This window comes from Pseudomonas sp. GW821-FHT04C07 (assembly GCF_059420325.1).
The window spans coordinates 452159-471541 of the sequence record NZ_JBWKTM010000002.1 but is presented as its reverse complement, the minus strand read 5'-3'; the positions used below and the strand labels follow the sequence as shown (position 1 = coordinate 471541).

General features: G+C 59.6%; 18 protein-coding genes. 8 read left to right on the top strand and 10 right to left on the bottom strand.

Annotated features, from left to right (window positions below):
- Positions 1 to 130: 130 nt before the first annotated feature.
- Positions 131 to 1048, bottom strand: a complete 918-nt coding sequence (locus tag AC07UI_RS05690; protein ID WP_494991568.1) for a LysR substrate-binding domain-containing protein — start codon at positions 1046 to 1048, stop codon at positions 131 to 133.
- A gap of 210 nt (positions 1049 to 1258) precedes the next feature.
- On the opposite strand from AC07UI_RS05690, the gene AC07UI_RS05685 reads away from it, so the two are divergent.
- The 4 genes from AC07UI_RS05685 (at position 1259) to AC07UI_RS05670 (ending at position 6753) form a co-directional block, all read left to right on the top strand.
- Positions 1259 to 2554 (top strand): MFS transporter, encoded by a 1296-nt coding sequence (locus AC07UI_RS05685; RefSeq protein WP_494991567.1) that lies wholly within the window; start codon positions 1259 to 1261, stop codon positions 2552 to 2554.
- Positions 2555 to 2588: 34 nt separating this feature from the next.
- The gene (locus AC07UI_RS05680) at positions 2589 to 3845 is read left to right on the top strand and encodes a CaiB/BaiF CoA transferase family protein (protein ID WP_494991566.1); all 1257 of its coding nucleotides are present in this window, start codon (positions 2589 to 2591) and stop codon (positions 3843 to 3845) included.
- Entirely contained in the window at positions 3842 to 4642 is an 801-nt protein-coding gene (gene scpB, locus AC07UI_RS05675; protein ID WP_494991565.1) for a methylmalonyl-CoA decarboxylase, read from the top strand. Before AC07UI_RS05680 ends, scpB begins: the two co-directional genes overlap by 4 nt.
- Positions 4643 to 4989: 347 nt before the next feature.
- Positions 4990 to 6753 carry an L-lactate permease gene (locus tag AC07UI_RS05670; RefSeq protein ID WP_494991564.1) on the top strand — a complete coding sequence of 588 codons (1764 nt, stop codon included), beginning with the start codon at positions 4990 to 4992 and terminating at the stop codon, positions 6751 to 6753.
- A gap of 50 nt (positions 6754 to 6803) precedes the next feature.
- Here AC07UI_RS05670 and AC07UI_RS05665 read toward each other — a convergent pair whose 3' ends face one another.
- From AC07UI_RS05665 to AC07UI_RS05650, 4 genes are all read right to left on the bottom strand, one after another.
- Positions 6804 to 7328, bottom strand: coding sequence for a cupin domain-containing protein (locus tag AC07UI_RS05665; protein WP_494991563.1), 525 nt, complete (start codon positions 7326 to 7328; stop codon positions 6804 to 6806).
- An 88-nt stretch (positions 7329 to 7416) separates the two neighbouring features.
- Positions 7417 to 8763, bottom strand: a complete 1347-nt coding sequence (locus AC07UI_RS05660; RefSeq protein ID WP_494991728.1) for a glutamine synthetase family protein — start codon at positions 8761 to 8763, stop codon at positions 7417 to 7419.
- Positions 8764 to 8786: 23 nt separating this feature from the next.
- Positions 8787 to 9344 carry a helix-turn-helix domain-containing protein gene (locus tag AC07UI_RS05655; protein WP_494991562.1) on the bottom strand — a complete coding sequence of 186 codons (558 nt, stop codon included), beginning with the start codon at positions 9342 to 9344 and terminating at the stop codon, positions 8787 to 8789.
- Positions 9345 to 9368: 24 nt separating this feature from the next.
- Entirely contained in the window at positions 9369 to 10658 is a 1290-nt protein-coding gene (locus tag AC07UI_RS05650; protein WP_494991561.1) for an NAD(P)/FAD-dependent oxidoreductase, read from the bottom strand.
- A gap of 318 nt (positions 10659 to 10976) precedes the next feature.
- Between AC07UI_RS05650 and AC07UI_RS05645 the strand changes: the two genes are divergently transcribed.
- The 4 genes from AC07UI_RS05645 (at position 10977) to AC07UI_RS05630 (ending at position 13676) form a co-directional block, all read left to right on the top strand.
- A complete protein-coding gene (locus tag AC07UI_RS05645) occupies positions 10977 to 11516 on the top strand; it encodes a cytochrome b (RefSeq protein ID WP_494991560.1) in 540 nt (179 codons plus the stop codon).
- Positions 11517 to 11564: 48 nt separating this feature from the next.
- The gene (locus AC07UI_RS05640; RefSeq protein ID WP_494991559.1) at positions 11565 to 12137 is read left to right on the top strand and encodes a YceI family protein; all 573 of its coding nucleotides are present in this window, start codon (positions 11565 to 11567) and stop codon (positions 12135 to 12137) included.
- Between the two features lie 247 nt (positions 12138 to 12384).
- Positions 12385 to 12984, top strand: a complete 600-nt coding sequence (locus tag AC07UI_RS05635; protein ID WP_494991558.1) for a phosphatase PAP2 family protein — start codon at positions 12385 to 12387, stop codon at positions 12982 to 12984.
- Positions 12985 to 13121: 137 nt separating this feature from the next.
- Positions 13122 to 13676 carry a DedA family protein gene (locus tag AC07UI_RS05630; protein ID WP_494991557.1) on the top strand — a complete coding sequence of 185 codons (555 nt, stop codon included), beginning with the start codon at positions 13122 to 13124 and terminating at the stop codon, positions 13674 to 13676.
- Between the two features lie 78 nt (positions 13677 to 13754).
- Here AC07UI_RS05630 and AC07UI_RS05625 read toward each other — a convergent pair whose 3' ends face one another.
- The 5 genes from AC07UI_RS05625 to AC07UI_RS05605 form a co-directional block, all read right to left on the bottom strand.
- Entirely contained in the window at positions 13755 to 14768 is a 1014-nt protein-coding gene (locus AC07UI_RS05625; RefSeq protein ID WP_494991556.1) for a M14 family metallopeptidase, read from the bottom strand.
- A gap of 53 nt (positions 14769 to 14821) precedes the next feature.
- A complete protein-coding gene (locus AC07UI_RS05620) occupies positions 14822 to 15523 on the bottom strand; it encodes an ABC transporter permease (protein WP_494991727.1) in 702 nt (233 codons plus the stop codon).
- Between the two features lie 5 nt (positions 15524 to 15528).
- Positions 15529 to 16242: an ABC transporter permease gene (locus tag AC07UI_RS05615; RefSeq protein WP_494991555.1), complete on the bottom strand. Its 714-nt coding sequence runs from the start codon at positions 16240 to 16242 to the stop codon at positions 15529 to 15531.
- Positions 16243 to 16411: 169 nt separating this feature from the next.
- Positions 16412 to 17194 carry a transporter substrate-binding domain-containing protein gene (locus AC07UI_RS05610; RefSeq protein WP_494991554.1) on the bottom strand — a complete coding sequence of 261 codons (783 nt, stop codon included), beginning with the start codon at positions 17192 to 17194 and terminating at the stop codon, positions 16412 to 16414.
- Between the two features lie 33 nt (positions 17195 to 17227).
- A complete protein-coding gene (locus AC07UI_RS05605) occupies positions 17228 to 19234 on the bottom strand; it encodes an aminotransferase class I/II-fold pyridoxal phosphate-dependent enzyme (RefSeq protein ID WP_494991553.1) in 2007 nt (668 codons plus the stop codon).
- Between the last annotated feature and the right edge of the window lie 149 nt (positions 19235 to 19383).

Below are 19383 nucleotides of genomic sequence, written 5' to 3'. Positions count from 1 at the left end.
CAAGCCTCGCTCCTACAAAATTGTGTCGGATCAGCACTTTATGAACACCTCAAATTCCGTAGGAGCGAGCGGTGCGGCGATCCGACTTGCCCGCGAAATTATCTGTATTTCACCCACGCCACTGGCCGTGTCATTGTCCGTCAGCCCACCCCGGATGCCGTCCAAACGCCTCGAACAGTTCAAAAATGGTCGCCTTGACCTTTTGCACTGCATTGCTCTGCACGGCCGTGTCAGGCCAGCACAGAGATAGATCACGAGTGAACAGCCTGTGATCGATCCTGGCCAGCTTGAGCTTATGCTGATCAAGTTCAACATGGGCGGCCGCCCAAGGCAGGATCGTGACACCCAGCTTTGCCAGAACGGCTGCGAACAACAAGTCCGTGGAGTTGGCTTCGAACTCAACCTCACAGTGCAGACCAGCCTGCTGCAGTGCCGACTCGACTCGACTGCGAATCGTGTTCGGTGCACAGGGCAGAACCAGCGGCATCTTCGCCAAGGCATCGATCGTCACAGGCTCGTCCGGTATCGAAAACTCCGGCCACGCAACCAGATACAGCGTTTCGGTCAGCAGCCGCCGCGAGGCCACACCACGGGTCTGGACCGCATCGACAATCACCGCGAGAGCAACCCGCCCAACCGTGATCAGGCCTCCCAGGTCAGCGCTCGGTGCATCGATCAATTCCAGCTTGATACCCGGATAGCGACTGCGGATCGTGCGAGCCAGCGGAATCGCCAACATCCGGGCCGTACTCGACGGCATGCCGACCGACACCTTTCCTTGCGGAAATTCGGCGTCCTGACGGAGCAGTTCACGGGTGCCGTCGGCCTGGCGCAGCAGCTCGATGGCGTGCCGGTACAACGTCTGGCCAGCCGCAGTGGGCACCACGCCCTGCACGCTGCGCTCGAGCAATTGCATGTCCATATCCCGTTCCAGATTGCGCATCTGCTGGCTGATCGCGGGCTGCGCGATATGCAGCGCTTCACTGGCGCGGGTGATATTGCCGCACTCAACCACCTTGACGAAATACCGCAACTGGCGAAGGTCCATGGGAGAGCGTCCAAAGAATCTGACTCTATATAAAAATCCGATGGGACCAAAGAAATTTCATATTTGATGCTTATGATATGCGCTGCCTAGACTGACTTCACAATAAACGAAGCGCTGACGGTCGCAACGGCCTCGCAACGCTTCTATAGGCCTGATCAAGGTCAATGGGAGATCTTAATGTTTAGAGCATTAACAGCATCGGCAACTAGCGTGAAGCCCATCAAAACGCCTCTGACCCGCGAGCAGATTCGCGGTTTCTGGGCGGTCTACCTGGGATGGGTTCTGGATGGCGTCGATTCGGTGATCTTCGCCCTGGTTTTGATTCCCGCCCTGACCGAGCTGCTGCCCAACTCGGGCATTACCCCAACCCCCGCCAACATCGCCATGTACGGCTCGGTGATGTTCGGGCTATTTCTGATCGGTTGGGGCCTGTCGTTCATCTGGGGCCCCCTCGCCGACCGCTTCGGCCGGGTCAAGACGCTGGCCGCAAGCATTCTGGTCTACTCGCTCTTTACCGGAGCGGCGGCTTTCTCGGGCAACATTTGGCAGTTGGCCATTTTTCGGCTGATTGCCGGGATCGGTGTCGGTGGCGAGTGGGCACTGGCCGGCACCTATGTGGCGGAGAGCTGGCCGGAAGACCGGCGCAAGATGGGTGCGGGCTATCTGCAAACCGGCTACTACCTGGGCTTTTTCATTGCCGCGTTGCTGAACTACACCGTTGGCGCAACCTATGGCTGGCGCGTAATGTTCCTGTGCGGCCTCGCCCCGGCGGTCGTTGCGATCTATACCGCGTTGAAGGTCAAAGAACCCGACCAGATACGCAACGCTGCGCATAACGTCGCACGTCCCCACTCGCCCACTGCTTCGGCGCGTGCGCCCTGGTGGGAAATCTTCGCACCGGCGTTTCGGCGCCGCACGCTGACCAGCTCTGCCCTGGTCGGGGTCGCCATTGTCGGTTTGTGGGCTGGCTCGGTTTACGAAGCGACGGCCGTCGTGACACTGGCGACGCGCGCCGGTATCGACCACGTCGGGGCGGTGCATCTGGCGTCGATTGGCGCGGCGGTGCTGTCGCTCAGCACGATCCTGGGGTGCCTGGTGGCGCCATGGCTGGCCGAACGACTGGGGCGACGGGTTGCGCTGGGCACTTACTTTGCCGGTATGGCTGCGTCGATCGTCTTCGCGTTCGGCTGGGTGTTCTACATGGACGATGGCCTGCATCTGTTCATGGTGTCGTTGGTGTTCCTCGGTTTCTTCGGCGGCAACTTCGCGATTTTCTCGCTCTGGCTGCCCGAGCAGTATCCGACCCGGATACGCGCTACGGCATTCGCCTTCAACGCATCGGTCGGCCGCTTCATCGGCGCCGGCGTCAATTTCCTGCTGGCCGCTGCAATCCACTGGTATGGCTCGATAGGCGCCCCGATCGCCTGGACGGCCGCCGCCTTCGTGCTGGGTGTGCTGATCCTGCCGTTTGCCGTTGAAACCCGGGATCAGACGTTGCCGCAATAAAACAGCGCCGCTCAAACATTGACTGGAGAACCGTATGCAAGCTTTGCAAGGCGTGAAGATCATCGACCTGAGCCGTGCGCTGTCGGGGCCGTTCTGCACCATGGTGCTGGCGGACCTGGGTGCCGATGTGATCAAGATCGAGCCCGGCCCGACCGGCGACATGAGCCGGACCTGGGGCCCGTTCGACCGGGGCGTGAGCACCTACTATCTATCGTGCAATCGCAATAAGCGCGGTCTGTGCATCGACTTCCGCAATCCCCGGGGGCTGGCCACGATCCAGCGGCTGATCGATGATGCCGACGTGGTGATCGAGAACTTCAAACCCGGTACCCTCGAGAGCATGGGGCTCAGCTATGACGTGCTCAGCGCAGGCAATCCGCGGCTGGTCATGGGCAGCATCAACGCCTTCGGCACCGATGGGCCGATGAGCAGCTGGCCGGGTTTCGACCAGATCGCTCAGGGCTACTCGGGGCTGATGAGCCTGACCGGTTTCGTCGATGGCGACCCGACCCGCACCGGCACGGCCATCGGTGACCTGACCTCGGGCATGTGGCTGGTGACGGCGGTATTGGCCGCCCTGCTGGAGCGCGAACGCACCGGGCACGGCCAGCACGTCAGCACCTCGTTGCTGGCCAGCCTGGTCGGCTTGTTAAGTGTGCACGGTCAACGCTACCTCAGCCTGGGCGATGTCCCCCGCCGCACGGGCAACGCCCATTCAGTCATTGCGCCTTACGGCGTGTTCCAGACGCAGGACGGACCGCTCAATCTGGCGCCGATTACCTCGGCCATGTGGGGACGTTTATGTGTGCTGCTCGATTTACCCACGCTGCCGGACGACCCGCGCTTCGCGACCAATGAAGCCCGGGTAGCGCGGCGTGACGAGTTGAAAGCGATCCTGGAAAGCCGTTTAAAAACCCGCAGTAAACGAGCGTGGACCGAACTGTTCATCGAGGCAGGCTTACCCGCAGGCCCGATCAACACACTCGACGAAGTGTTCGACGATCCGCAGGTGCTGCATAGCCAACTGACCAAAACACTCATGCATCCAGAACTTGGCGCATTGCGTCAGGTGGTGACACCCGTATTCAGCGCCAATGACGCAGCAGAACCTGCGCCTGGCGTCAGCCAGCGCCCACCGCCCCTCCTTGGCGAGCACACCGTCGAGGTGTTGCGCGAGGCGGGTTTCGATACAGCGTCGATCAATGCGCTTCTGAGCGCGAAGGTTGTGTACCAGGACTCAAACGATTCGCCAGTAATGGCTTCCGGACAATCAACAGGAACAGCACAATGACCCCGACGCAAACCTCTTCCGCCACCGTGACTGTCAACATTGTCGATGAACAAATCGGGCGGTTGGTCTTCAGTAACCCCACACACCGCAACGCACTCAGCGCGCAACTACTGGCGGCCTTCGCCGAAGGTCTTGCCGCACTGGCCTCACAACGCATACCGGTCGTTGTTCTGGGCAGCGCTGTGGGGCAGGCAGTCTGGAGCGCCGGCCACGACATTCGCGAACTGGAACATGACCGCGACCCGATTGCCTACGGCAAGCCACTCGAACACCTGTTGCGCCGCATACGCGCCTACCCCGGCGTGGTGATTGCCATGGTATCCGGCTCGGTGTGGGGAGGCGCGGTCGACCTGGTGATGAGTTGCGACCTGGTCGTCGCCGATCGCAGCGCGAGCTTTGCGATGACCCCGGCAAACATCGGCTTGCCTTACACCACCAGCGGGCTGCTGCGCTTCTTCAACAACCTGCCGATTCACGTGTTGAAGGAAATGTTTTTCTGCGCGCAGAAGCTCGATGCAGAGCGCGCCGAACGCTTCGGTGTGGTGAACAGGCTGGTCGACAGCGACGCGCTGGAGGCGACTGCGCTTGAACTGGCACGCACGATTGCTGGCAAAGCGCCGCTGGCGATTGCGGCGGTCAAGGAGCAGTTGCGCATCCTCGAAGACCTGCAACCGATGCCCGTCCAGGCAATGGAGCAGATCGCCGAACTGCGCCGACAGGCGTGCCAAAGCGGCGACTTTGATGAGGGCCTGGCAGCATTTGCGGCGCGCCGACCAGCAGTATTTAGCGGTAGGTAGGACGCGATGGAGTAGACGATCAGTCTGGTGAAAGGCGCACCTCCCACGGTTGATTCCTGATAAAAACCGCAAAACCCACAGCCACAAAATCCCGCTGACCATTACCGGCTCAGCGGGATTTTTAATAGGCAACTCCAATGGATCGGGCTCCTGTAAAGCTCGCGGTCACCGAGATCACAGGCCGTAATCGCGTGATGTGCTCCGCCACGCTTTTGCCCAACCTGTTGTGATCTTGCTAAAAAACGAGCCCTGCCCAGACAGCGGCGTAATGCCACCTATACTAGAAGCACTACAAGCGACCGACCCTTGGGGCCTGCACTACCGACAAGAACAAGCAGAGGTGGAAAATGGTCTGGCAGCAAATCTACGATCCCTTCGGTAACCCGGCGCTGTCGACCATCATGGCGGCAGTGCCGGTGGTGGTGATGCTGACATCCCTGGCGTTTTTCCATATCAAGGCACATCTTGCGGCATTGCTTGCCCTTGGCTCGGCCTTGCTGATCGCGATCTTCGCCTTCGGCATGCCAGCAGGCATGGCCGGCTCGGCCGCGCTCTTCGGTGCCGCCAACGGCCTGCTGCCGATTGGCTGGATCGTGCTCAACATCATCTTCCTGCATCGGCTTACCACCGAGAACGGCTCGTTCAAGGTGCTGCAAGACTCCCTGGCGCGCATCACCGACGATCGCCGCCTGCAATTGCTGCTGATTGCCTTCTGCTTCGGTGCTTTTTTCGAAGGGGCTGCCGGTTTCGGCACGCCAGTGGCGGTAACCGGGGCCATTCTGATCGGGCTGGGCTTCTCTCCCCTGGCCGCGTCTGGTCTGGCGTTGATCGCCAATACCGCGCCCGTGGCTTTCGGCGCCCTGGGCACGCCCATCATCACCTTGGCCAAGGTGACCGGGCTGGATGAAATGGAGCTGTCGATGATGGTCGGCAGGCAATTGCCGTTTTTCTCGGTGATCGTGCCGTTCTGGTTGATCTGGGCCTTCGCCGGCTGGCGCAAGATGCTGGAAATCTGGCCGGCGATCCTGGTCGCCGGGGTGAGCTTCGCTGTGCCGCAGTTCATCGTTTCCAACTACCACGGCCCCATGCTGGTGGACGTGGTCGCCGCACTGATTTCCATGGCCTGCCTGACGGCTTTCCTCAAGGTCTGGAAGCCAGCCCATGTGCACACCTCCGCGGCCCTGTCGGGGCGAACCGACAACTCCCGAATCGATGCCGCCGAGGACGAAAAACCCGTGGCCAGCGCGACCTTTGCCAGCGATGCCCGGCCCGCCGTCATGCGTGCGTGGATGCCCTGGATCATCCTCACGATCTTCGTCTTCGCCTGGGGCACCCAGGGCTTCAAAAACATGTTCGATACCCGTCCGGCCATAGACCCGCAAACCAACGCGGCCAGGCTCGATCCCCAGGGCAAGCCGATGCGCGAGGCGAACCCGATCTTCGCGCCAGCCCTGACCTTCACCACCCTGCATCTGCAGATCGAGAAGGTTCCGCCCGTGGTGCCCCAGCCTAAAACCGAGGAAGCGATCTACAAATTCACCTGGTTCACCAGCACCGGCAGCGGCATCTTGCTGGCGGCAGTCCTCGGCGGGCTGCTGATGGGTTACTCCATCCCCCAACTGATGCGCCATTACCTGCGAACCCTGTGGGTGGTGCGCTATTCGCTCACTACGATAGTGGCCATGCTCGCCCTGGGTTTCCTCACCCGCTACTCAGGCCTGGATGCCACCATGGGCCTGGCCTTTGCCGCAACCGGCACCTTCTACCCCATGTTCGGCACCCTCCTGGGCTGGCTGGGCGTTGCCTTGACCGGCTCAGACACTGCATCCAATGTGCTGTTCGGCGGCTTGCAACGGGTGACCTCCGAGCAATTGGGGTTCAACCCGGTGTTGATGGCCGCCGCCAACAGTTCCGGTGGGGTCATGGGCAAGATGGTCGACGCCCAGTCGATCGTGGTGGCGTCCACCGCGACCCGCTGGTACGGCCATGAAGGGGAAATCCTGCGTTACGTCTTTTTCCACTCCATCGTTCTGGCCATGCTGGTCGGCGGCCTGGTCACCTTGCAGGCGTATGTGGCGCCCTTCAGCCATATGGTCGTGGGCGGCCATTGATCGACGCGGCCCGGGTTTGCGTTGGCGGCACCTTGACCGCCAAATGGAGCCTACTCTCGCGTCAGCTTTTCAAACCACAGCGAATGTTCGGGGAACAGCTCGCTGAGCTTTTGCTGAGTGCCCAACTCCATATCCGCAAAATCAAACCCTGGTAAAACCGCTTCACTGATCAGGCCGTAGGCAGCCGCCCCGGCCATAAGCTGCGAAGCTTTCCAGACGCCGCCAGGCACGTGCAGTTGCAAGCACTGCCCGGCTGTCACGTCGCTGCCCATCACCACGGTTTTCAATGTGCCGTCCGGGAAGATGAGGATGTACTGAATCGCGTCTCCCAGATGGTAGTAGTGCACGATGTCGGATTGGTTCAGGTGAAAATGACCAACGGGGGAGCCCTTGGTCAGCAGGTAGTAGATGGAGGTCATCAAGTAACGCCGGCCACCATCGGTCTCGATCATGGCGTGCCGATCAGCCTGAAAGGTTCTGCGGTAGTAACCACCTTCCACGTGTGGTTCCAGGTCGAGTGCCGCGACCACTTCTTCAGCGCTGGGAGTGTGTCTATCAAGTACGCTATCAGTCATGCTGCTGGCCATCAGTCATTGGAGTGCTGTCCACAATAGCATCCAGCATTCTGTGCGGCGCCAACGCACAAGAACAATGCATGCCCGTTTACAGATACCAGCGGTATTCGCGCGCACTGATCTCCTGCATAAAGGCCAGATGGTCCTGGCGCTTGTTCTCGCAGTAGACATCAATAAACTCTGCCCCCAAACCCTCGCGCAGCTGTGCCTGGTGCTGCATGGCGCGCACTGCTTCGAGCATTTCCAGGGGGAATACGATACCACTGCTGCGGTCTTCATTGAGTGATGTGATCGGCTCCCGACCGGCTTCCAGGCCCTGCTCCAGACCAACCAGAATCGCCGCCAGAACGAGATAAGGGTTGGCATCAGCACCGGCCAGGCGATGCTCGATCCGCAGGTTTTTCGAATCCGAGTCAGGAATCCGCACACAGGCATCGCGATCCTCAAAACCCCAGCTCGCCGTTGTCGCCGCGTTCACCGTGCCGCCCAGACGGCGAAAGGCATTCTGGTTCGGCGCGAAGATCGGCATGCAATGCGGTAGCAGCTCCAGACAACCGGCGACCGCATGACGCAGCGCCTGCTGTTGGTTAGCCGCCAGCAGGTTTTTACCTGCCGCGTCGTAGAGGCTGACATGGACGTGCATGCCGCTGCCCGGGTGCTGCAAGTAAGGCTTGGCCATGAAGCTGGCGCGGTAACCGTGCTTGAGAGCGACGCCACGAGTGCTGCGGCAAAACAGCGCTGCCCAGTCGGCGGCACGCAGGCCGTCATCGAGATGAGCAAAATTGATCTCGAACTGTCCCGGCCCGAGTTCGGCAGTGATCACCGTGGTATCGATGCCTTGAGCCCGCGCCGCCTCGACCATTTCATCGAGCACCGGGGAAAAGCGCGACAGCCGCTCGATGTGCATATTCGGCTGGTCATCGGCATCGTCCGTCAGCAGATCGCGGGGGAACTGTGGCTGGCCATCGCGCAGCTGTTTATCGAACAGATAGAACTCCAGCTCGAACGCCACCACCGGATGAATACCTTTATTCCCTAACCGCTCCAACACCCGCGCCAGGACTTCGCGTGGCTCGAAGACGATCGGCTTTTGAGTACCATCCGAGGTAATCAGCATCTGCCCCAGCGGCTGCGTTTCCCAGCTCACCGGTTTGAGCGTACCGGGCACCAGGCGACGCAGTGCGTCCGGGTCGCCATCGTTAAAGCAGTAGTCGCCGATTTTGAACAGTCCGCCCTGAACGCCCAGTAACACACAGTTCTGCGGCAGTTTCAGCGCGCTACCAGCCGCAACCTTCTCGAGCATCTCTACCGGATAGCGCTTGCCGTAAAAATGCCCGGGAATATCCAGGGAAATCAGGTCGACATAACGCACCTTGGGATAGCAATGGCGAAAAGCACGAACCTCAGCCAGCAGATCAGAGCAGGTAGCATCCATCATTGTTGTTCCTTTTATTTTTATCAGGTGTAAACCCAAAGCACTCGCGTGAGCTGGTCTGTGAGGTTGCCGTAGCGACACCGGGTGTGGCTGGCCAGTTGAAAACTGTCTCCGGCATACAAGGTCACCGGCGCGTCGTCATCGTCCAGCCACAGCGTCAACTCCCCCTCCAGGACATAGCCACCCTGCTCCGAGCTGTCGCTCAAGTGCCGCTCGCCACTGCTGGCACCGGCCTCCAGTTGGCTTTCGAGCATGGAGAAGGAGGCCCTCATCTTCGGCGAGACCAAAATATCGGTAATCCCGTTGGCGTAATACAGCGTGCGTCGCTCATCCGGCCGGGTAACCCAAGGCAACTCCTTGGGTTTTGGCAAACTGTAAAAATAGGTGGTCGGTACCCCAAGGGTTTCGCTGATCGCTGTCAAGTCCGCCACGGTGGGCCGTGACAATCCACGCTCGACTTGCGAGAGAAAACCGACGGAGCGGCCGATTTTGTCTGCCAGCTCCTTGAGGGTGTATTTCTTGTGCTTGCGTAGATCGTGAATAAGGATCGCTAAGGCGGCGATTTCTTCTTGCTTGTTCATGCCAGAGCTCCAAAAGATTGCTCATCAAATACTGTCGCGCAGTCGATACCAGGCCTTGCCGATGGCCTCCAATGGTGCTGCCAGGTATTTACCGCCGGGAAAGCGGCCATTGCTCAGACCTTGGTACAAGGCCAGGTCATCCGGCTGACCGAGAATCGCCTCGGACACCGCACGAGCACCGGCCAGCGTCGGCAGTACACCATGCCCGGAGTAGCCCTGTAGCCAGTAGAGGTCACCACGCCGGCCGATGTGGGGGGTGCGCTTGAGGGTAAGGTCGATGTGCCCTCCCCAGGCAAACTCCAGCTTGACGTCCTTAAGCTGCGGGAATACCCGCTGCAGATAAGGCCGGGTCGCTGCGGCGATGTCCTTTGGCATCCCTCCCAGATAAGTGCAGCCACCACCGAACAGCAGGCGGTTATCCGGCGTGCGACGGAAATAGTCGAGGACGAACTGGTTATCGGTGACGCAGACATTACTCGGTAGCAGCGCCGTGGCCTGCTCCGCGCTCAGCGGCGCGGTGGCTACCTGGTAGGTACCTACCGGCAACACGCAACTGGCCAGCTTCGGATCAAGTCGATCAAGATAGGCATTGCACGCCAGCACCAGCACACTCGCCCGAATGCGTCCGCGTTCGGTGGTCACCACATACTGATTGCCTTCTTCGCGGTAGCTCAACGCTTTGCTCTGCTCGTGGATGCAGCCGCCCGCACGCTCTATGGCCGCGGCCAGACCGAGAGCCAGTTTGAGCGGATTCAGATGCCCGCCTTCAGGGTCGAACAGGCCTGCCTGATAACGCTCGCTGGCCACCCATTGCGACAGCTGCGCACGGGGAATGAATCGCAAGCCATCGTGCCCCCACTTGTGGCTGGCCTCGCGCTGCCACTCGCTCAGGATGCTTACCCGCCGCGGCATGACCGACGTCCACAGATGGCCGGCCCGGTAATCGCAATCGAAGTCATGGCGCGCGGGTAACTCACGCAACTCCTGCGCAGCCCAGCGCATGCTGTCCCACAACCGCCGTGCTCGTTCGTAGCCAAGCGCAGCCTCCAACGGCGGCATATCACACGACCACCCGAGTATCGCTTGACCTCCATTGCGCCCCGAAGCCGCCCAGGCAACCCGGCTGGCTTCCAACAACGTCACACGCTTGCCCGCCAAGGCCAGGCGCAAGGCTGTATGCAGACCACTGAAGCCGGCACCGATGATCAGCACCTCGGTGTTTTGTTCGCCTTCCAGAGCGGCTCGAGTCAATAGGCGATCCGCGCAACTGTGGGCGTAATAGCTGGCAACGTGCTGTGTGGATTGCTGAAACATAGGGACGCCAATGAAATTATGTCTTTATAATTTCATGAAAAATTACATCATAAATTTCACCAGCGCAATACACCACCCATCGGTTCAAGCATTGACTCTGCACCCGAAACACCAAATATCCAGGGCAAGATTTTCACCTCGAGCCCCGTGGCCAGTGGCAAAGTCCGGTGATCATTTGATGCAGAACCACTATTGAACTCATCTACACTTAAAAACCCGTGGGAAGGCAAATCCCGGTCAAGGCCTTTGCAGACGTTCAGACGTCTGCTCCGCCCTGCCACTCCAGCCAGCCAGCCAGCCAGCCGAGGCGCAGCATTCATGAATCATCGTTACACCCGCACGGCGATTGCTCTCCACTGGCTGATGGCTCTGGGGCTGATCGGCACCTTCGCGCTCGGTTTCTACATGCCGGAACTGCCGATTTCACCGATCAAGCTGAAACTGTACTCATGGCACAAATGGGCTGGTATAACCCTGTTCCTCCTGGTATGGATACGGCTCGCCTGGCGCCTGACCCATCCGGCACCGCCCCTACCGACGACGATACCGGCCGTGTCGCGTCTTGCCTCCCATGCCATGCATTGGCTGCTGTATGCACTGATGCTCGCGATTCCGCTCAGCGGCTGGTTGATGGACTCGGCGAAAGGCTTCCAGACCGTGTGGTTTGGCCTTCTGCCACTGCCCGATCTGCTGCCCAGGGATGCCGCGCTGGGTGACCGCCTGAAGGATGTGCATGAGGCGCTGAACTTCATTTTGCTTGGCCTGGTGATTGCCCATACGGTCGCCGCGCTGAAGCACCACTTCATTGATCGCGACGATGTGCTCACGCGCATACTGCCGCTCAGGAACAAAGGCTGACCCACGGCACTTCAATCCATTACGCTCACGCCCCGGCCGGAGAGTCCCATGAGTTATCGATTCCTGCGTTCTGCCGCGCTGACCGTCGCAATCTCGCTCAGCGCCTTGACCTGCGCCCACGCGGTTCAATACAAGCAGGTGAACGCGGCTGCCAGCCAGATTGCCTTCACCTACATCCAGATGGGCGCAAGGGTGTACGGCAGTTTCGGCAAGTTCGACGCCAAGATCGATTTTGACTCGGCGAACCCCGCAGCGGCCCACGCCGAGCTCACCATCCAGCTCGCCAGCATCGACGCCGGCACCCGCGACGCCAACACCGAACTGCAAAAACCCGCCTGGTTCAACACCGCCGCGTTTCCCGTGGCCAGGTTTGAATCGAACGCAGTGAAGGCGCTCGACAACAACCGCTACGAGGTCACCGGCAAGCTCGCGATCAAGGGCCGCACTCGCGACGTCAGCGCGCTGATCATTTTGAAGCCGCAGAACGCCATCGGCGTATTCGATGGCGAATTCATCCTCAAGCGCGCCGATTTCAATATCGGTGAAGGCGAATGGGCCAATTTCGGAATCATTTCCAATGATATCCATATCAAATTCCGCGTGGTCGCTCCCGCGCAGTAACTGCAAAAGGTCCAGCATTCGATGGGTCAGTCCACTGAAGCACCGTCGAGCCAGCGTTAACACCGACTTATTGATTTGCCACGTCCAAAATAACGGTTTCTTCACGGCCCCTCGGGCAAGCTTTATGCGCCTTGAAAAACCACCAGAGTGCAAAGCACCTTACCCGCTCAGAGCCAAAGGCAGGGGGCGATCGAGGTGACAAGGCTTTCGCCGCCATCAATATTTTGTCTATAAGTGAAATCGCCTAATGGAAGAACTGAATCGTTCACTGTTTCTGATCATCAATGCCAGTGCACACCCCTCGCCAGGCGCACTGATCATGGCGAATGTCCTGGCACAATGGCTGATCTATGGTGTTCCCCTGTTACTGGCCGGGCTCTGGCTTTGGGGCGGGCGAGAGAGCAGAACCGTCGCATTGGCTGGCGTACTGAGTACCGTGTTCGCACTGGGTTGCAACGTGTCGATCGGCGTCTTCTGGACACACCCAAGGCCCTTCATGATTGAGTTGGGCCACACATTCCTGGCACATCAAGCGGAAACCTCCTTTCCCAGCGATCATGCCGTAGTGTTCTTCGCCTTGGGTCTGGCCTTCATGCGGGGCTCCTTGCGCAAGGCCGGGGCTCTGCTCGTGCTGTTCGGCATAGCGGTTGGATGGGCTCGTGTTTACCTGGGTGTGCATTTCCCGTTCGACATCGTCGGAGCCCTCGCGGTGGCATTCCTCAGCAACTGGATCGTAGCGCTGGCACTGAGCTTCGAAACCTTGCGCGCGCGTCTGCTCGATGGGCTGGAAAATCTGTACCGGCGCCTGTTCGCATTGCCGATCTCCAAGGGATGGGTTCATGCGTGACATTCATCTGTGCCTCCCGGGCTTTCGACCTCATAGGGCCAGAAGTCTCTGTGGGCCAGGGAATGGAGCTGTGTCCAGCCTGTCGTTGTGTGAGTGCTGGTTGACGAACACCTGATGATCCTGCCGGGAGATGCCGCATGACGCTGACACAAGCAGTCGCCGAATATGGTTACCTGGCGGTATTTATCGGTGCAGTCATGGAAGGTGAAACCATTCTGATTCTGGCGGGTTTCGCCGCACACCAAGGGTATTTATCTTTCCTTTTGGTGGCTGTTATCGCCATGTGCGGTGGGGCAATGACCGATCAGGCTCTGTTTTTTGTTGGTCGCCGGTATGGCGGCTTATTGTTGCAACGCTTCCCGCAATTTGATCCAAACGCACAGCGGGTCTATCGCTTGCTGCTGCGCTATCAAACCGGACTGATCATCGGCGTGCGTTTCATGTATGGATTGCGCATTGCAGGCCCCTTGGCCATTGGCATGAGTGGAGTACCCGCCTGGCGTTTCATGCTGTTGAACTGGATAGGGGCTGCGATTTGGGCACCACTGATTGCCGGAGCCGGCTACCTGTTTGGCCAGTCTCTGGAATGGCTGTTCGCCGATATCAAGCGTTATGAGGAAGCCACACTACTGCTGATCATCGGCGTGGCATTGGTACTTGGCCTGATACGTCACCTGCGTCGACATCATTGAGCATTCTGATACCCAAGCTGCGATATGAAAACCGGCCACGGCAACCTCCGCACCATCGACCACAGCCTGTCGCGAATTTTAAGGGTCCAGTAACCCACCGGCCCAGTTCTGCGACTGCCGACTCCCCGTGAACTTGGCGACCACCGCGCCTTGGGGGATCAATCGATCGCGATAGCGAGTCACCATCCGCCCTGACTGGGCAGCCTGCAGCACCACCTCCGACGCCGGGTCGCCTGGCCTGCCGAGGATCCTGGCGAAGCGTTCACCTTCTTCAAGGTAATCGCCCAGCGCCCTCTCGAAAATCAGTACGCCGGCCTGCGGAGCGAAGATCGACTCCATGCAGCCGATATCCACCGCCTCGCCCTGCCACTCCTCCAGCGGCACATGCTCATCAATGACGCCGCAAGCACAGAGCCAGGCGTAGAGCCCGGCAGCGTCTTGCTCTGCCAACAGATCGTTGACGTCGGCCTGCCCCCGCAGCTCGATGGTCGCGGCCAGCTGCTGAGCGCCTCCGGCCCCTCGCAGCCAGGGCGAGATAATGGTTTCTTCGAAGGAGCCGTCGCCACCTTCGTCCCAGAGAATTGCCACGTCGACCTTCAGCGCTGCCGCCAGCTCACGACCTCGGGGCCAGAAACTGCGGTGGATATAGAGGTAAGGCAGCGCTTCATCATCGGTGTGCAGGTCGAGCATCAGGTCGGCATCGGCCGCCAATTGCGCCAGGCATTTTTGCCAATGCCCCAGATTGGTCGCGGGTCGAGTCAGGGCCAGCGATCGATCAAACAGCCGATTGAAATTCTGCCCGGTGGCCTCATGAATACGGCCGAGAATCCGGCCCTGACGAAATTGCCCGATGCCGAACGGATTGGCCTGCGGCACCACCGTCACGCTGCCCTTGAGCAGCCCCTGATCCTGGGCCGACCGTAGCCGGGGCAACAACAGGTGCAGCACCAGCATGCCGGCGATTTCGTCGGCATGCACCCCGGCCTGGAGGTGTACCTTCGGCCCGCTGCCATCACCGTCGAAACGCCATGCGCCAATGCGCAGCGTTTCACCGGAATCACCCTGAACGCTCAAGGAAACATCTTGCGCCATACACTCCCCTCCTTTGCTGATGCCTTGCAGCGAACGGTCGACCTTCGACGAACTCATCCCATTGACCTGCGCAATGGTGTGCCCCGCCGCTCGGCGATGGTGAACACGGCCTCGATCAGGAAGGTCAGGCAGACATAAACACCCGCCACCAACAGTAATGGCTGAAATACCTGAAAGGTCTGGGCCCGGACCACATTGGCCGCGCCCAATAAATCGACCACTGCAATGGTCGAGGCCAATGCGGTCGACTTCATCAACATCACGCTTTCACCCGCCAGGGTTGGCAATAACAGGCGCATCGCGCGCGGCAGGCGGACCCGAAGCAACGCCTGACGCGCGGTCATACCGAACGCCGAAGCCGCTTCCATTTCCCCCTTGGGCACCGCCATCAGCCCGCCGCGAATGACTTCACCGACATAAGCGCCGACCGACAGCACCAACGCAAACACGATGTACCAGTAACCCTCCCGCAGAAACGGCCAGAGAACGCTACCGCGCAGCGCCGGAAACTGTGCGAAAAGGCTGCCTAGCCCGTAGTAGAAGATGTAAATCTGGATCAGCAACGGCGTACCGCGAATCACACTGGTGTAGGCCAGGCTGCATCTGGCAATCAGTTTGCGCCGCGACAATCGGGCCAGCGCCGTAAGCACCGCCAGCCCAAAACCCAACACGCTGGAAATCAACAAAATCGAGATTGTCGTCTGCAAGCCTCGGCCTATCAACGCCGCATAATCGAACATCCACACTGGAATCATCGCGTTCACTCAGCCAAAGGCATCCAGCGACGGATTCGTCGCTCGAGGCGTCCCGATAGGTAGTTGGAGGTCAGTGTCACCACGTAATACAGCGCGGCCGCCGTGAGGTAGAACAGCAGGTAGTGACGGGTCGAACCGGCCGCCTGCTTGGCGGTGTACAGCAGCTCGTTGGTCCCGACCACGCTGATCAATGCGCTGTCCTTGATCAGGTTGATCCACAAGTTGGCCATGCCGGCCAACGCATACGGCGCCATGATCGGCAACGTGACCCTACGAAACAGCCCGAAGCCGTGCAAACCGAAAGCACGCGCCGCTTCGATCTGCCCATGGGGAATGGCCAGAATCGCCGCGCGGAAAATTTCCGAGGCGTAAGCACCCTGCACCAGGCCCAATACCAGAATCGCCACCAGCGGCCCACTGACGTTCACTTCGGCGTAGCCGGCCCACACCATCAGCGCGTTGAGGCCCATGGAGCCGACGTAATACAGGAGTAAAATCAGCAACAGTTCCGGGATCGCCCGAAACAATGTGGTGTAACCACGCATCAGTGTCGCCACCGGTCGCGGCGCGCCGAGTTTGGCGCAGGCCACCACCAGGCCGATAAACAGGCCAACTACAAAGGCCCCGGCCGAAATTTGCAGGGTCATCCATAACCCTTGCAACAGTGCACTTCCCCATCCCTGCTCACTGAAATCGATCAAATCGAATATCGCTGGCATTTCAGCCCTCCACGGATTTATCGACTGTCTCCCCTGTATCAAAGATCTACCGTAGGAGCCGAGCTTGCTCGCGATGGTCGTTAACGATTATGCGTGCTTGCTGACGAAACGCGTCAGCTTCACGTCCATCGCGAGCAAGCTCGGCTCCTACGGGTTCGGGTTGCCTGCGTTATTGAGCAGGCTTGACGCTGATATCGAAATATTTCCGGGAGATGGCGTCGTAGTCCTTGCTCACCAATAGGGACTGGATGGCTGAATCCAGATGGGTTTTAAGATCCGTGTCGTCCTTGCGCAGACCCGCGCCGACACCGCGACCGAACACCGGGTCGTATGGCACGGTGCCGAGGTTGTCCAGTCCATTGGCGTCGGGGGATTTGACGAAGCTGGAAACCGCGGTGCCATCGGCCATCATCATGTCGATGCGTCCGGCGATGAGGTCGGCATTGGCTGAATCCTGAGTATCGTAATAACGCAGGTCAGCGATGTTTTCGTAGTATTTCTTCAGGTAGTTGGCGCTGACCGTGGAGATCTGCACACCGATAACCTTGCCCTTGAGCCCGGCCGGGGAAATGTCCACTTTGGTCCCTTTGGGGCCGGCAATCGCTACTGGCGTATCGTAATAGGCCTTGCTGAAGGCAATCTGTTTTTCACGCTCTTCAGTGATCGACATCGACGAGAAAATCACATCGATCTTCTTCGCCAGCAGCGATGGGATGATCCCGTCCCAGGCCACTTCCTTGATTTCACATTGTGCCTTTATTTCATCGCACAGCTTGTGAATCAGGTCGACCTCAAACCCGGACCATTGCCCATTGGCCTGTTTCAACGTGAACGGCGGATAGGGTTCCGCCGCGACCGCAAATACAATGGGTTTTGCCTGAGCCAGGCCAGAGCTTGCCGCAAGCATAAGCACTGCACTGCCCAACCAGTTTGCCAAACGCTTTTGTCCCATGATGTTGCCCCGTCTTTTTATTGTGTGTTGGAGTTAGCGAGTTTGATGTGCATTGACGAATTGACGACAACGTTCACTGCGTGGATCTAAAAACACCTCATCCGGCGAACCGGTTTCCTCGATCAGCCCTTGATGGAGAAAGGCCACTTTGGAAGAGACATCGCGGGCGAAGGCCATTTCATGAGTCACCAGGATCATGGTCCGGCCTTCTTCGGCGAGTGAGCGGATCACCCTCAGCACTTCCCCGACCAGCTCCGGGTCCAGCGCCGAGGTAGGTTCATCGAACAGCATGACCTTGGGCCGCATGGCCAAAGCGCGGGCGATGGCCACCCGCTGTTGCTGTCCACCGGACAAAAAGGCCGGGTATTCATTACGCTTGGCCGCCAACCCGACCCGTTCAAGCAGCGCTTCGGCGCGCTCGATGGATTCGGCCCGGCTTTCGCGCAGCACCTGGATCGGTGCTTCGATGAGGTTTTCCAGCACCGTGCGATGGGGCCACAGATTGAAATTCTGGAAGACCATGCCGAGGCTGGAGCGGATGCGCACCAATTGTTTCGCGTCGGCCACCAGCGGGCTGCCGGGGCGGTCGTAATTGAGTTTGATGCTTTCGCCGTCGACATGAATGCTGCCCTGGTCCGGCACTTCGAGCATGTTGATGCAGCGCAGCAGTGTGCTTTTACCCGAGCCACTGGCACCGATCAGGGAGATCACCTCGCCTTCGTGAGCGGTCAGGGAAATACCCTTGAGCACCTCGATATTGCCGAAGCGTTTGTGCAGTGTGTCGATCTCGATCATCTTTTTTGCCGCTGCGGGCTCAGCGGGTGTTTTAGCCGCAGCGGCGGTGATTCTGACTCTGGTCGGCACTTGGGCCTGCAGGGCCCGGACGAAGGCCGTGATTCGTTCACAGGCCTGCAACAGGCGTTCTTCAGCCAACGTCAATGACAACCGAACGAAGCCCTCGGCGGGTTTGCCGAACACCGCCGCGTCGAGCACCGACACGCCGGCTTCACGAAACAGGCGCCAGGCGAAATCCAGCGAGCTGAGCCCGGTATCGCGCACATCCACTAATACGAACATTCCCGCTTGCGGTTTGAGCACGCCAATACCCGGGCAATGACTCAGGCCATCGACCAGCAGATCGCGCCGACGGCGGTAGGATTCGCGCAGGCTCCGGGAGACCTCGTCATGGGCCAATACCGCGGCCAGCGCCGCCTCCATGACAAAACCGGGCAAACTGTAACGCATGCTCAGAACCAGGGTTTCGGCGTGGGCGATCAGGGTCGGCTCGGCGATGATCCAGCCGATGCGCCGACCCGTCACAGCGTGGGATTTCGCCAGGCTGCCAATCACCACGCAGCGTTCAGCCATGCCGGGCAAGGCCGCGAGGCTGATGTATTCGCACTCGAACACCAGGCTTTCATACGCTTGGTCCACCACCACCCACAGGTCATGGGCAATCGCCAGGTCGGCGATGCCCTGCAGCTCTTCGCGACTGAGCACGACGCCGGTGGGGTTGTTCGGACTGGAGAAAAAAATCGCCCGGGTCCGCGGGGTGATGGCCTTTGCCAACAGCGCGGCGTCGAGGCGAAAACCCGAGTCTGCCGCGCACGGCACCCGTACCGGGGTCGCGCCGCTCTCCTTGAGCGTCGCCTCATAGGCGACATACATCGGATCGAGAACAACGACCTCATCGCCGGCCTGCAACAGACACATCGAGGTGACGAACAAGGCGTTCTGCGCTCCGGCCACGGCGAGGACATTTTGTGTTTGCAAGGGTCGGCCGAGGGATTGGCTGTAACGGGCGACGATGGCCTCGCGCAACGCTGTGCAGTCGGCGATTTCAGTGTGGGAGGTGTCGTCTTGCCGCAAGGCGTCGATGGCGGTGCCGGTAATCAAATTCGGTGGGGGGAAATCCGGATCACCCACGCTGAGGATAATCACATCTTCGCCCTTGCGCTGAGCGTTGAACGCAGCCTGGTGGATGTCCCAGGCAGCAACACCCTGCCCTGAAATTCGCTCAACAAAGGGTGAAAACCGCATGCCAGAGCCTCTCGTTCAGATAGAAAAAGCGCAAGCCCGCATGTAACCAGCCGGGGGGGTGCAGCCAACATAAATGAAACTGAACAGTCGTTCAACGTGAAATTTCAACGAATGTCGTTCAAGGCTCAAACAGTCGCGAATTGAGGTAT